The 14,158-nt window shown below is 62.5% G+C and carries 9 protein-coding genes; 6 read left to right on the plus strand and 3 right to left on the minus strand.

Translation table 11 applies throughout. The features are described 5' to 3' along the window. Positions 1-3,533, minus strand: a 3,533-nt coding sequence (locus ABJF10_RS05930; RefSeq protein WP_348543608.1) for an autotransporter-associated beta strand repeat-containing protein, incomplete at its 3' end; no start/stop codon positions are given. Positions 3,534-3,869: 336 nt separating this feature from the next. On the opposite strand from ABJF10_RS05930, the gene pheS reads away from it, so the two are divergent. From pheS to ABJF10_RS05950, 4 genes are all read left to right on the plus strand, one after another. Continuing rightward, on the plus strand, positions 3,870-4,883 hold the full coding sequence (gene pheS, locus ABJF10_RS05935) for a phenylalanine--tRNA ligase subunit alpha (RefSeq protein WP_348543609.1): 1,014 nt from the start codon (positions 3,870-3,872) through the stop codon (positions 4,881-4,883). 610 nt (positions 4,884-5,493) lie between these two features. Continuing rightward, entirely contained in the window at positions 5,494-5,802 is a 309-nt protein-coding gene (locus ABJF10_RS05940; RefSeq protein WP_348543610.1) for a hypothetical protein, read from the plus strand. A gap of 152 nt (positions 5,803-5,954) precedes the next feature. After that, the gene (locus ABJF10_RS05945; RefSeq protein ID WP_348543611.1) at positions 5,955-6,113 is read left to right on the plus strand and encodes a hypothetical protein; all 159 of its coding nucleotides are present in this window, start codon (positions 5,955-5,957) and stop codon (positions 6,111-6,113) included. Next, positions 6,110-6,415: an AbfB domain-containing protein gene (locus ABJF10_RS05950; protein WP_348543612.1), complete on the plus strand. Its 306-nt coding sequence runs from the start codon at positions 6,110-6,112 to the stop codon at positions 6,413-6,415. Before ABJF10_RS05945 ends, ABJF10_RS05950 begins: the two co-directional genes overlap by 4 nt. A 36-nt stretch (positions 6,416-6,451) precedes the next feature. Here ABJF10_RS05950 and ABJF10_RS05955 read toward each other — a convergent pair whose 3' ends face one another. Both ABJF10_RS05955 and ABJF10_RS05960 read right to left on the minus strand, forming a co-directional pair. After that, on the minus strand, positions 6,452-7,342 hold the full coding sequence (locus ABJF10_RS05955; protein WP_348543613.1) for a dienelactone hydrolase family protein: 891 nt from the start codon (positions 7,340-7,342) through the stop codon (positions 6,452-6,454). 74 nt (positions 7,343-7,416) lie between these two features. Next, complete coding sequence (locus ABJF10_RS05960) at positions 7,417-8,460, minus strand: nucleoside hydrolase (protein WP_348543614.1); 1,044 nt, start codon at positions 8,458-8,460, stop codon at positions 7,417-7,419. 176 nt (positions 8,461-8,636) lie between these two features. Between ABJF10_RS05960 and ABJF10_RS05965 the strand changes: the two genes are divergently transcribed. Together ABJF10_RS05965 and ABJF10_RS05970 are read left to right on the plus strand one after the other, a co-directional pair. Further along, positions 8,637-12,323, plus strand: a complete 3,687-nt coding sequence (locus ABJF10_RS05965) for a c-type cytochrome domain-containing protein (protein ID WP_348543615.1) — start codon at positions 8,637-8,639, stop codon at positions 12,321-12,323. Between the two features lie 208 nt (positions 12,324-12,531). Continuing rightward, positions 12,532-14,145 (plus strand): arylsulfatase, encoded by a 1,614-nt coding sequence (locus tag ABJF10_RS05970; protein WP_348543616.1) that lies wholly within the window; start codon positions 12,532-12,534, stop codon positions 14,143-14,145. Positions 14,146-14,158: the final 13 nt, after the last annotated feature.

The raw sequence follows: 14,158 nt of genomic DNA on the forward strand, positions 1-14,158 counted from the left end.
AACGATCCCTGCTTCGCTTCGAGGGCCACGCTGTTGGCATGATAGACCACGGTCGACTGGAGAATGGTGTCGCTGGCAAAGCCATTCTCCACGGTGGCGAACTCGCCACTCACGCCGCCATCGGCGGTGAGGAAGGTCACCGGCTTGTTGCGCTTGAGCTTGAACTTATTCAACCGCACGAGTTGCAGCGTCCCGTCGAGGGTGGCCGTGCCGCCCACGGAGAGCAGATCGTGTTGCGACAAATCGCGTCCGCCGATTTCGATGCGCAAGGTGCCGGTGGGGGTCTGCGTGTAGTTACCGCTGACATGGATCTGCCCCGGGGAGTGGCCCGGGCTGATCAGACCGGCGTTGATCAGGTTGCCGAGGATGCTGCCATTGCCGTTGAGCAAGGAACCAAAGAGCATCTGCAATTGGCCGGCCGAAAGCACACCATCCAGCGTGAGGGTTGAACCGCCCACGAGAATGACCGGCCCTTGGGTGACGAAGAGGGTGTTATGGAGGAGCAGCGAACTGCCCGGCAGGAAGGTGAGGGACTGAATCTGGTTGTTCTCCGTCGGCCCGCCGGTCGTGACCGGACCGTTGACCGTGAAGTCGGCAAAGGTCGGGGTTCCGACCGGTGCGCTATTCTGGATGATGGGACCATTCGCGGTGGCGCTGAGGATCGTGATCTCGACGTCGTTGGCATTGAGCACGATCGTCGACTGAAACTGGACGTTGGGATTCAGGGCTGTCGCGCTGAAATCACTGGCGCTGGCGAAAACCGACAACAAGCCAAACGTGGTCAGCGTGTAGGTACCGGCAGTGAGTCCCGTGGTGTCGAGGACGTAGCTGCCGCCACTGCCGGAATTCTTGAGCACGTTGGTGACATGCAAGATGTCGCCCGCCGCCGGGGCGAGTTGGAGGGCGCCGGGCCCCCAATTGAGCGAGTCGACGGTGAGTGCACCGGTGGCCGCGAGCGTGCCGCCAAAGAGGTTGGCCGTTCCCAAGCCCAGCGCGCTGGCATTTTGCGTGCGGAGTGTCCCTCCCGTGATGACCGTTCCGCCGTTGTAAGTGTTCGTGCCAGTCAGGATGGTTTCGCCGGTGCCACTTTGCACCACGATCAGGGTGCCGGCGAGCGTCGGAGAAAAGACATAGCCGGTATCCGTCTGCGAGAAAGTGATGCCGGCGGTCGTTCCTGCGCCGCCGGTAATCGTGGGGGTCGTGATCGTGCCGGCCGCGCCGCTGTTGCCGATTACGATGTAGCCCTCGGAACCGGCATTCTGCGCGAGCGTGATGGAGGACGCGGATAGCGCGCCGCCATTCACCACGTAAACGTAGTTATTCGTGCCATCGCGGCCGACGATCAGCGCGTTGGCCGTATACTTCGACCCCGCGCCGTCGATCCGGACGGTATTGCCATCCGAGGTGCTGGCGTAACTGAGGAAGCTATTGCCGCCGACGCGCAATTCACCGCCATTGGTAACCCACAGCGTATTGGTGTCCGCCGCACCGCCGACCCGCAGGGTGCCGGTGATATCCCACAGCGATCCGGCCCCATCGATCTCGGCGAAGTTACCGCCGGAACTGGCCAGCGCACCCATTCGGCCCAGGTTGCTCTGCACCACGGCGCCGCTGGTAATCCGCAGTGTGCTATTGGTTCCGCCGTTGCCCACGTAGAGCGCTCCCGAGGTGGTGAAATTCGAACCGACTCCCGTCACGTCGAGTTCGTTGTTGTCGGCCGTGGAGTTTTGACCGATCACCGCATCGAGCGTCACGCTGATCTTGCCGCCGGCGGAGACGGTGACGTAGTTGTCGCTGGCATCGACACCGATGTAGAAGGTGCCCGTGTTGGTCCAGAGCGAACCGGCGCCATCGACCGTGGCAAAACTGCCGTTGGCCGTGGAGGTATTGCCGATGAGCGTGTTCAGGCTCGTCACCTGGCCGCCGGTGTCGATGGCGAGGGAATTGCCGGTGCCGGTAAAGCCGACGACCAAGTCATTGGTGGTGGCGAGCTGCGAGCCTGCCCCACTCACGACGATCTTGTTATCGTCGGCGCCCGAGTTCACGCCGATCTTGGTCACATTGGCGGACACCGCGCCGCCATTCAGGATTTGCAGGGTATTGCTGCTGCCATCGAAGCCGATATTGAGATCGCCCGTGCTCGTCCAGGTGGAACCCGCGCCGGTCACGGTCACCGTATTGCCCGTGCCCGTGGGGCTCACGCCGATCGTGCCCGCGACATCGGTCACCGCGCCGCCGCCGGTGATGGTCGCCGTGACGCCGCTGTTGCTGTAGCCCACGTAAAATTGATCGGTGCTGGTGATCGCGCCCGTGATGATGGTCGCGCCGCCCTCGAGGGTGGTATTGCCCGTGTAGGTCGAAAACCCGGCGAGGGTCAATGTGCCCGTGCCCAGCTTGGTGAGGCCTCCGACGCCGAGGATGGCGCCACTGATCCCGCCGTTGATGACCGCCCCGGCGGCGTTATCGACCGTGATCGTGTTGGAGTTCCCCGCGAAAATGAGGTCCGAATTGAGCGTGAAGAGGCCGGCGCCGCTTTGCACGTCGATGCCGGTCCCGGCGTTGCCGGAGATGGTCAGGGTGTTTGCTCCGCTGATTGTCACGGCTGCCGGGTCCTGGATGGTGAGGCTGTGAATGGTGAAATTCGCGTCGAGGGTGGTGTTCTGGTTGGCCGCGCCCGTCGCGGAGAAGGTGACATCGTCCCCGCTGGTCGGGGTCGTCGAGGTCGGCGTGCCCGCGGCGTCGACGGCCCAGTTGATCCCGCTCCAAGTACCGTCGGTCTGCCCCAACCAGTGCGTTGCGCCCGGCAATGCGACGCTAAAGTTATCGAGGACGAAATCCGGCGCGGTGACCGCCGAGCCGACCGAAAGGGTAATGGCCCCCACGTTGGCGAAGTTTGCCCCGGTGCCGAGCAGTGTCGTAAAGCTGCTGTAGTTCACAGTGTAATCCGTCGAGGCAAAGACCAAGCCGGGCAGCGCCAACGTCGCCGAGGACGCATTGCCCGCATCGGTATAGACCGTCAGCACCACGTTCACCGGCAGATCGTCGAAGGTGATCCTGAGCTGGAACTTGTTCTGCGCTCCTCCGCCGGTCAGGTCGATGCCGCCGAGGCCGGTGGCGTTCAAGGATGGTGACCCGTCCGTGCCGTCCCACTGGAGCACCGTATTGGCCGCGATCGTGGCGTCCTGCGAGTAGGAAAAGAAACCGCTACTCACCACTGCCGAAGTGGTGTTGCCGGCGATGACGCCGGAAGTGAGGTTGATCTGGATATCGCGCTCGCCGCCGAGAATGCCGGCGCCGGAAACGCTCGAGGAGGCGGATGTGCCGGCGGGAGGGAAGGTGAGGGTGAGAGCCGACTGGTTCGTCGAGAAGGTATCAATGTCGGTCACGAAAGCCGCCGTCGCCCGGCAGAGGCCGACCATCATGAGGGCGGCGATGCCGGTGCAGAGGATGCGCCGGCGGGGCTTGCCGGATGGTCGAGAGAAAGAGATGCCTTCGGGGAGAGAAGGAATGGAGGAGGGAGAAAGAATATTCATAGCGTGGGGAATGTTGTCATCATCGGCCATTGCAGAGTACGCGCCTGTCGGGTTCCGGCGCTGGGTCTACGGGAAATCGCGGTGGTTTGGCAAGCCCCTTGACGGGGAATGTTTAAGTCCTAGGGGCGTGGCATTTTCCGAGGTAAGTGCAAACCCGTAGAGCCGCTTCATTTGCCCGCCTGTGGGACGAGCGGGGGTTATCAGGCGCCGTTGGCAAAGTTCACACCGGAAAGGCGAGTCGCCACTGCTGGCCAGTACTCCCCAGACTTGCGCCGCGGCGCGGGCTCTGCATTCTCTCCTTCCCGCTTTTCCCATTTTCCATTTCTCATCGCCTCCATGGACCAGCAACTCGAACAACTCCGCACCGAAGCCCTCGCCGCCATCGCCGGTGCCGCGGATGAAACCGCCGTGGAGCAGGCGCGCATCAAATACCTCGGCCAGTCCGGTGCGCTCACCGCGGTGAGCAAGGGGATGAAGGACGTCTCCAAGGAAGACAAGCCGCGCATCGGCAAACTCCTCAACGACGTCCGCACTGCCGTGACCTCTGCGCTGGACGAACGCAAGGCCGCGCTGCTGGCTGATGCCGATGCCGCCGCCTTTGCCGGAGTGGACGTGACGCTGCCGGGCACCGCGCCGCGCCTCGGCTCGCTGCACCCGATCACGCAACTGCAGGATCGCGCCATCCAGATCTTCCGCCGCATGGGCTTCGCGCTGGCCGATGGCCCGGACATCGAGGACGAATGGCATTGCTTCGACGCGCTCAATACCCCCGCCGATCACCCGGCGCGCAACGAGCAGGACACCTTCTATCTGCCCGATGGCCGCCTCCTGCGCACACACACGAGCACCATCCAGGTCCGCACCATGGAAAGCAGCGCGCCGCCCATCCGCATCATCGCGCCCGGCGCCGCGTATCGCCGCGACGAAGTGGACGCCACGCACCTCGCGCAGTTCAACCAGATGGAAGGCCTCTACGTCGCCGAAGGCGTGAGCGTGGGCGATCTCAAGGGCACGCTGGAATTCTTCTTCCGCGAGCTCTTCGGCAAGGACGCGCAGTTCCGCTTCCGCCCGCATTTCTTCCCGTTCACGGAGCCGAGCTTCGAGGTGGATATCAAGGCCACCGCGCTGGGCGCCGCCGACAAATGGCTGGAGATCGCCGGCTGCGGCATGGTCGATCCCGCCGTCTTCGAGTCGATCAATGCGAAGCGCGGCGACACCGCCTACGACCCGGAGAAATACACCGGCTTCGCCTTCGGCTTCGGCCTCGACCGGCTGGCCATGATCATGTCCGGCACGCCCGACATCCGCTACTTCACGCAGAACGACCAGCGTTTCCTCGCGCAGTTCTGAGGAGACGGGGTGGCGCGCTCGCGCTCGCACCTGCTCAAGGCTGGTGCGTAGAGATTTCAAAGGCTTGAATTGGCTTGATTTACCTTGATTTGGCTTCATTCGGGGCCTCGGAGCCTTTTGTTTATCCGCAAGTGGACGTTGATCAAAAACGGGGTGGGATTGAGTGGGATCGACTGGGATCTCCAGAGTAAATGCGGGTGGGATTCTGCATTTGGGCATGGGTGTCGGTGGGAGGGTGATGGAAACGGCGATTTCGGGAAAAATTTGAGGCACGATTAGGCACGATTGAGGGCGATTACTCTGGGAAAGGAGGCCAGCCCCCGGCGCGGCAGAAGCCTCGCGTGAGATCGACCACTTTATCCCTGATTGATGTCCGTGTAATTGCATGGGGTGGATTCTGTCGGATTGCCTGCTGTCGCCGCTGACCTCAACTGCCCTCGGATTCCGTCCTCTACCTCCTTCACTATGACTATTCCTCCAGTCAGGCGAATAAGGTAGCAAATAGGAGTGTAAATGTCAAGAACTTTTTGAACTCGCCGGGTCTTCACCCCGCCCTGCGAAACGCATTCGCGTCGGCTGACTTTTTGGATCATTCTTCCGTCTCGTTGCCATGAGAGTAGCTTTCCATCGAGTCGATTTGTTGCGCACGGCGCTCGAGGTCAAAGGGGCCTCTTCCAACGAGATCGAGGAAACGCTTTCGGCGATCCGGCAGTCCGCCGAGGCGAGCGCTTTTGACGCCTGGAATTCCGAGCTATCCGCCAAGGAGCGCCAGATCCTGTCCCGGATGCTTTCGCCGGGCGGGGAGATCCTGAGTGGCCGCTATCTCTCCCTTTTCGCGCGCACCTTCATCAATCGCTTCGGCCTCCCGCCCGAAAGCATGGAGCGGTGGTTCAAAGCGCGGTTTTGGGGTCGCAATTGAGCATGTAACGAGTGCCAGTCGCCACCTGATGCGGGGGGATTCCAAGACTTCCTCGCTCCCGGAGCGGTTCCGGCAACGCCAGAGACCATGCTTGTCATTCGCTCCGCGGGCGTGATGTGATCAACCCACGCGCTACAGGAGCGTGGTCCCTCATGAAACACACTCTCGCCAGTGCGCTAATCGGTCTGATCCTCAGCGCATCCCTTTTTGCGGAGCCGGAAGAAACGATCGAGATTCGACTCGCCGCCAGCCCGACGCCGGATTTTCCGCGCAACGTGGCAAGGCCGTCGAATGTTCCGCCAAACACGTGAGCAAATACCACGTGCTGCCAGGAATTGCGGATTCGAAGCTCGTGTCACTCGAGCAAGTAGGGGCCAAGGGATTCTTTCTACGGCACCAGAAATATGTCGTGTTCCTCCACGAGCGGCCCAAAAATGAAAACGGAGTCTACGATGCGGATGCGAGCTTTAAGCTGGTCCGCGACGGCGATAAGGTTCGGTTCGAGGCCGGCAATCGTCCCGGCATGTTCCTGGCGGTGCGGGAGGATGGCGTTGTGATTCTAGCGCGGGACCCCGACCCGGCCAAATCGACGTTTTTGTCCAAGAAAGACTAAAGCCGTCCTGGGTTAGTAACCAAGGCGTCCTGTTCTTTACCCCAGCGTCTTCTTGAAAAACTCCACCGTGCGGGACCACGCGAGTTTGGCGGAGGCTTCGTCGTAGCGGGGGGTGGTATCGTTGTGGAAGCCGTGGTTGACGTTGGGGTAGGTGAAGGCTTCGTACTTCACACCGGCTTGCTTGAGCGCGGCTTCGTAGGCGGGCCAGCCTTCGTTGATGCGGGTGTCGAGGCCGGCGTAGTGGAGGAGGAGGGCGGCTTTGATTTTCGGGACGTCGGCGGCGACGGGCTGGCGTCCGTAGAAGGGGACGGCGGCGACGACGATCTCGGGGAGGCGCACGGCGAGGGTATTGGCCATGCCGCCGCCGAAGCAGAAGCCGACGACGCCGATCTTGCCATTGCAGTCGGGGTGTTTGGCCAGCCATTGCGCGGCGGCGACGAAATCCTCGGTGATTTCCTCGGGCTTGCGTTTGGCCTGGAGGTCCTTGCCTTTTTCATCGTCGCCCGGATAGCCGCCGAGCGGGGTGAGGGCGTCGGGGCCGAAGGCGACGTAGCCCTCGACGGCGACACGGCGGACGACGTCCTCGATGTAGGGATTGAGGCCGCGGTTTTCGTGGACGACGATGATGCCGGGACGCTTGCCGGTGGTGGCGGCGGGTTTGGCGAGATAGCCCTTCATTTTGCCAGCGCCTTTCGGCGAATCGTATTCGGCGGTCTCGGTCTTGAGGCGCGCGTCGTCCTTCGGGATTTGCGTGGCCCAGGCGTAGTTGGGGCTGAGGATCTCGAGCAGCGCGGCGGCGGTGAGCCCGCCGGCGGCGAACTTGGCGGCGCGATCGAGGAAGTCACGCCGGCCGATGCGGCTGTGCGCGTAGTCGTCGTAGAGGTCGAGGAGTTCCTGGTCGAATCGGGAGGCGGGGGGACGGTTCATGGGGAAAGGATGAAGGATGAAGGCCGAAGGATGAAAAGAGAAGAGGGAAAGGCGGAAGGTGGAAGGCGATGGTGTCAACGGTGCGGCGGTTGGGTGAGGAGTTCGTCGAGGATGGATTCGATGTAGCGGTCGTTGGGTTGGCCATCGCGGAGCTTTTTGAGGAGATAGGATTGGTGGCGGTCGGTCGCGGGCTGCCATTCGAAGGTCATGTTGGGATGGAGGTCCATGAAACCCGCGGATTCGATGTCCCAGTAATCGCGGAGGCCGCGGACGGCGTAGAGGGTGGTGACGAAGTCGGCGACGTGGCGGCTTTTCTGCGCGCCGAAATAATGGAAGTAGGCCATGCGCACGGGATTGTCGGATGGCGTTTTGGCGAGACTCTCGCCGACGGTGAGGCCGCTGGGGACAGAGCCGATTTCGCGGCCGACGAAGACGATGGGGACGGGCCAGTGGTGGATGACGTAGAGGGCGGAGGCGGAGTCGCGCTGGAAATTGACGTTGCCGAGTTTCAGGTCGTCCTGCGGCGGCGAGCCGATGAAGTTGCCGCCCATGCAGACCCATCTCGCGACTTTCGATTGGATGAGATCGAGGCCGCTGGGGTGACCGTCTTTGGCCGGGAGTTCGAGCAGGTTCTTGAGATTGGTGAGATAGCCGACGGTGACGATGGTGACGGATTGGTCGGGCTGTTTCTCGAGGACGTCGCGATAGGTGAGCGTGGCGTCAGGGACGTCGTCGGCAGACTTCACACGATGGGGAAAATCGGCGGCGATGTGGCTGACGTATTTGGATTTCTCCAACACTCCCGCGCCTTTCACCATGCCGAGCGGGAGGTTCGGGCGTCCGTAGTAGGCGTTGATGGCATCGACGGTCGCGGCGGAGTTTGGGTCGCGCACGCTGACGACCGTGGCGAGGATTTCGCATTCGCCGCGATCGGCGAGCGCATGAAGCACGGCGAGCGCACCGGCATCGTCGCAATCCGTCTCCATATCGGTGTCGAAGAAGATTTTGACCGGAGCGGCTTTGGGTGGTTCTGCGGCGACGACGGCGGCAAACGCGAAAAGAGCGATGATCGCCGCCCGGAGAAAAATGCGGACGCGCGGGTGAGTTGGTGAGGGCATGGGGGCTGTGCGGAGCGACCGGTAGGTGGCTATGAAAAGCGTGTGTGGTAAACAGCGGTCCTGTCAATACAGCCAGGTAGTGCGTAGCCGGCTGAGCGCGGTGCCCTTACGCAACCTCGTAAGTGCAATTTCCCCCGGGAACGAGTTTACTCCACGACGTTGCTTGTTTGTTCCCCATGAAGCTTTTGCCGCGCCCCATTTTCATTTCTCTCTCGCTCGCTGTTTCGCTGGCGTGGCCACTCGCGACGTTGCGCGCGGTCGAGCCGGTGGATTATGCGGCGAAGATCGCGCCGATCTTTGAGGAGCGCTGTGTCGATTGCCACGCGGGCGACGATGCGGAGGGGGAGTTCAGCCTGGAGACGTACGAGGCGCTGATCAAGGGCGGGAAGGCGGGGAAGGCGTTCGAGCCGGGGAAGGCGCAGGATTCGCTGATTGTGAAATTTCTCGAGGGGCGCAGCGGCAAGGAGGGGAAGAACAAATTCATGCCGCCGGGGAAGAAGGAACATCTGAAGCCGGACGAGATCGCGCTGATCCGGCAATGGATCGATGCCGGGGCGCAGCCGCCGGCGGCGCCGATGAAGATCGCCGATGCGCTGGCGAAGCTGCCGAAGATCGCGCCCAAGGGCGATCACAAGAAGGCGATCCAGGCGCTGGCATTTTCGCCGCAGGCCAAGTTGATCGCCGTGGGGTCGTATGCGGCGGTGCAGTTGCTGGATGCAACGACGCGGCAGCCGGTGCGGACGATGGAGGGCGTGGCGGGGAAGGTGAACGCGCTGCGCTTTTCGGCGGATGGTACGATGCTTTTTGCGGCGGCGGGCGACGCTGGAATCGGTGGTATCGCGTATCAATGGAAGACGGCGGATGGCGCGCTGGTGCGGACTTACGAGGGGCACAAGGACGCGCTCTATGCGCTGGCGCTTTCGCCCGATGGGCAGACGCTGGCGACGGGCAGTTATGATCAAAAAATCAAGCTTTGGAATGTGGCCGACGGCAAGGAGATCAAGATTCTGAGCGGGCACAACGGCGGCGTGTATGGCCTGAGCTTCCGACCCGACGGCAAGGTGCTGGCCAGCGCCAGCGCGGACCGCACGGTGAAGTTGTGGGAAGTGGCCACGGGTAAGCGGCTGGATACGCTTTCGCAGCCGCTGAAGGAGCAGACGACCGTGGCTTTTGCGCCGGATGGGAAAACGGTGGTGGCGGGTGGGGTGGACAGCCGGATTCGCGTATGGGCGGTGAGCGAGAAAGGGGAAGAGGGGAGTAATCCACTTTTGCTCACGCGCTTTGCGCACGAGGGAGCAATTTTGAACCTGGCGTTTACGGCCGATGGCCAACGGCTCATTTCCACGGCGGCGGACCGCGCAGTGAAGGTGTGGAAGGCGGCCGACGTGACGGAATTGCACGTGCTCGAGGCGCAACCGGATTGGTCACCGGGGCTGGCGTTGCTCGATGGCGGGTTGCTCGCCGTGGGCCGGCTCGATGGTTCGCTGGCCTTTTACGATTCCGCGACGGGCCAGCCGGCGGGTGCGCCGAAGCCAATGGCCAAGGCGGCGATGGCGAAACCCGCGAAACCGATGGTCCCACCGATCCCGGAGATCACGCGCCTGGAGCCGCGCGGCGTGCAGAGCGGGGCGACGACGAAGGTCAAGTTGACCGGGAAGAATCTGGCGGGAATCAAGGAAGTGAAATTCAGCAACGCGGGGCTGACGGCGACTGTGCAGGAGGACAAGGGGATGGGCGCGGAGTTGACGATCACCGCCGATGCCAAAGTGCCGCGCACGCAGGTGGAAATCAGCGTCATCACCGCGGCGGGCGAATCGGCGAAGCAAAAACTGCTCGTGGATTACCTGCCACAGACGCTCGTTCCTTCCTCGAACGAACCATTCGCGATCGATAAGTTGCCGCTGAATCTCTGGGGCACGCTGGCCAGCACGGGACAGCAGGGTAATTTCCAATTTGCGGCGAAGAAGGGCGAGACGATCGCCTTCGATCTTGCGGCGAAACGGATCGAATCGAAAATGCAGACGCCGCGCATCGAGATCTTCGATGACGAGCACAAGCTGGTGGCGGCAAACAACGGCCTGGATAGCGGCAGCGATCCCTTCATTGCGTTCACCGTGCCGCGCGACGGCAAGTACACGGCACGCGTGCTGGAGATCACGCTGGAGGGTTCGCCCGCGCACTTTTACCGGCTCACGGCGGGCGTGCTGCCCTACGTCACGGGTTGGTGGCCGCTGTCGGTGCCGGCGAACGCCGAGAGCACGATTCATCTCGTGGGACACAATCTTACGACCGACACGTTCACGGTGAAGGCGGGCGCGGAGGGCGACGTGAAGGTGCCGCTGGATACCGATGCCTATCGCAGCCGCGTGAATATGCGGGTGCTGGCGAGCCCGATGGCCGAGACGCTCGAGCAGGAGCCGAACGACACGCCTGACCATGCGCAAGTGCTGACGATTCCCGCGTCGGTGAACGGACGCCTTTTTGTGAAAGACCAACCGGAAGCAGCGGATGCCGATCTCTACGGCTTCGACGCGGAGCAGGGCCAGCAATTAGTGATCGAGACCCGCGCGGCGATGCTCGGCTCGCCGGCGGACACGAAGATCGAAGTGCTGGACGCGAAGGGCGAGCCGGTGCCGCAGGTGCTCTTGCAGGCGACGAAGGATTCGTGGCTGACGCTGCGCAGTGCGGACGCGAGCGCCGCGGGGATCCGGCTCGGGCAGTTCATGGAGATGGAACTGAACGACTATATGTATTTCAACGGCGAAGTGGTGAAGATCTTCCGGCTGGCGCGCGGGCCGGATGCCGACATGATCTACTACACGCGCGGGGGTATCCGGCGCGCCTATTTCAACACGAGCGCGGCCGGCCATGGCCTCGACGAACCGTGTTACGTGGTGGAGCCGAAACCGATCGGCTCGAAGATTGTTCCGAATGGTCTGCCGGTCTTCACCCTCAACTATGCCAACGACGATGACAGTGAGCGGACGCTCGGGAAGGATTCGCGCCTGCTCTTCACCGCGCCGGCGAAGGGGCGGTATCTCGTGCGCGTGAGCGATACGCGCGGCTGGAGTGGGGAGCGATTTGCCTACCGGCTGATCGTGCGGGCGCCGGAGCCGGATTTTTCGGCGACGCTGGCGGCCAAGGGTGCGTTGAGCATTCCCTCCGGAAGCGGTGAGCAAATCGTGGTGAAAGTGGATCGCAAGGACAACTGGGACGGGGACGTGCGCGTGGATGTCAGCGGTGTGCCGGCGGGATTTTTTGTGACGACGCCGATTGTCGTGCCGGCCGGGCATCTCACTGCCACCGGCAGTATTTACGTGCTTCCGGAAGCGAAGCAGGGCGCCACCGATTTTAGTAAGATGAAGCTGATGGCCACAGCCTCGGTGAACGGCAAGGATAGAAGTCGTCCGGTGGAGGGGCTGCCGGCGATCACCGTCGCGGCGCCGCCGAGGCAGATGATTTTCCTGGAACCGGATGTCGCGGGCAAGCCGCAGGGCGACGGCAAGACCGCCCCGGCCAAACCGTATGAAGTGACGCTCGCACCCGGGGAGAGGGTGTCCGCGTGGTTGCGGGTGGATCGGCATGGCAACGACGCGGCGGTGAGTCTCGATGTCGAAGGGCTGCCCCACGGTGTGATCGTGGACAGTATCGGCTTGAATGGTGTGCAGGTGCGTGCCAACGAAACGGAGCGCGAGGTGTTCCTGAGCTGCGAGAAATGGGTGCCGGAGCAGGACCGCCTCATTCAGGTGGTGACCGGCAATGCGCGCGCCAACGAAAGCACCGAGGGATTACAGTCGAGCTTTCCCGTGCTGCTGAAAGTGCGGAAGTCGCCGACGGCGGTGGCGATGGGTGTGAAGCCATAGCCTGGATCGGGGAGGCACGAAAAGGCACAGAATACGCAAAAGGGAATGTCGCAGGTTTGCCGCATTTATGCGCGTTCCGGAGTGCGGTGATGGGCGGCTGTTCTTGCTAAGAATAGGAGTGCATTGCGGTCGGAAATTGCGACAACACTGCAACCCTCCGCTGTCTCGAGGGTTTGCCCCATTCCCCACCAGCCTACCCATGCTCCCCATGACTCTGCGTCTTCTTCCCCGCGGTATCCGGCTTGCCGTCGCCAGTTGCACGGTCGCGTTGATCGCGGCGTCGCCTGCCGCGCGCGCGGCGTCGAATCCAAATATCATCTACATCCTCTGCGACGATCTCGGCTACGGAGACGTGAAGTGCCTGAATGCGGACGGCAAGATTGCGACGCCCAACATGGATCGCCTGGGCAAGGAAGGGATGCGGTTTACCGATGCACACTCGAGTTCGGCAGTGTGCTCGCCGACGCGCTATGGCGTGCTCACGGGGCGCTACAATTGGCGCTCGCGCTTGCAGAGTGGCGTGCTGGGTGGGCTGAGCCCGCGCTTGATCGAGCCGGGGCGGATGACGGTGGCGAGCCTGCTTAAGGATCACGGTTATGCCACGGGGTGCATCGGCAAATGGCACCTCGGCATGGATTGGGTGAAGCTGCCGGGCAAAGACGTGAGCGAGCTCAACATTGAGAGCGTGGAGCAGGTGCACAATGTGGACTTCGCGCAGCCCATCAAGAACGGGCCGAACAGCGTGGGTTTTGATTTCTACTACGGTATCAGCGCGTCGCTCGACATGGTGCCGTACACGTTCATCCAAAACGATCACGTGACCGTCCTGCCGACGACAGATAAGTCGTTTCCGCTAACCGAAGGGCGGAAGAGCAACCCTTCGCGACTCGGGCCGGCCGCGCCGGAATTTGAAGCGCGGGACGTACTGCCGACGCTGACGCGCAAGGCGGTGGAGTTTGTGGGCCAGCACGCGGCCGAGGCGAAGAGCGGCAAGCCGTTCTTCCTCTATCTGCCATTGAATGCGCCGCACACCCCGATCGTACCGAGCGCAGAGTGGCAGGGCAAAAGCGGTATCAGCCCGTATGCGGATTATGTGATGGAGACGGACTGGGCCATCGGGGAAGTGCTCCGGGCACTCGACCAGCAGGGTCTCGCCGAGAATACGCTCGTGATGTTCACGAGTGACAATGGCTGCTCGCCGCAGGCCAATTTCGCGGAGCTCGCGGAGAAAGGGCATAACCCCAGTTATGTTTTCCGTGGCACGAAGGCGGACATCTTCGATGGGGGCCATCATATCCCGTTCATCGCGCGCTGGCCGGGGAAGATCAAAGCCGGCACGACCAGCGATCAGATCACGTGTCTTACCGATTTCATGGCGACGTGCGCGGAGATCATCGGCGCGAAGCTGCCGGACGACGCGGGTGAAGATAGCGTGAGTATGTTACCGGCGTTGCTTGGCAAGGCGGACAAGCCGCTGCGCGAGGCCATCGTGCATCATTCGATCAATGGCTCGTTTGCCATCCGGCAGGGCAACTGGAAGCTTGAGCTTTGCTCGAGCTCCGGCGGATGGAGCGCGCCGCGACCGAATACCGTTGCCGCGAAGGGCCTGCCCGCGGTGCAGCTCTACGATATGACCGCGGATATCGGCGAGAAAACCAACACGCAGGCGGACCACACCGAGTTGGTCGACCGGTTGACGCATCTGTTGGAAAAGTATGTGGCGGATGGCCGGAGCACGCCGGGTGCGCCGCAAAAGAACGACGTGCCGATCGAGCTGTGGAAGGACCGCACCTTCAAGGCGAAGTCGGGCAGTGCTGACTAAGTTTGTTCGAAGG

Source organism: Chthoniobacter sp. (genome assembly GCF_040003245.1).
GTDB lineage: Bacteria > Verrucomicrobiota > Verrucomicrobiia > Chthoniobacterales > Chthoniobacteraceae > Chthoniobacter.

Excerpts from the sequence above, each read along its gene's own strand:
- pheS (WP_348543609.1), top strand. The coding sequence starts at position 3,870 with ATGGACCAGCAACTCGAACAACTCCGCACCGAAGCCCTCGCCGCCATC.
- ABJF10_RS05940 (WP_348543610.1), top strand. The coding sequence starts at position 5,494 with ATGAGAGTAGCTTTCCATCGAGTCGATTTGTTGCGCACGGCGCTCGAG.
- ABJF10_RS05945 (WP_348543611.1), top strand. The coding sequence starts at position 5,955 with ATGAAACACACTCTCGCCAGTGCGCTAATCGGTCTGATCCTCAGCGCA.
- ABJF10_RS05955 (WP_348543613.1), bottom strand. The coding sequence starts at position 7,342 with ATGAACCGTCCCCCCGCCTCCCGATTCGACCAGGAACTCCTCGACCTC.
- ABJF10_RS05960 (WP_348543614.1), bottom strand. The coding sequence starts at position 8,460 with ATGCCCTCACCAACTCACCCGCGCGTCCGCATTTTTCTCCGGGCGGCG.
- ABJF10_RS05965 (WP_348543615.1), top strand. The coding sequence starts at position 8,637 with ATGAAGCTTTTGCCGCGCCCCATTTTCATTTCTCTCTCGCTCGCTGTT.
- ABJF10_RS05970 (WP_348543616.1), top strand. The coding sequence starts at position 12,532 with ATGACTCTGCGTCTTCTTCCCCGCGGTATCCGGCTTGCCGTCGCCAGT.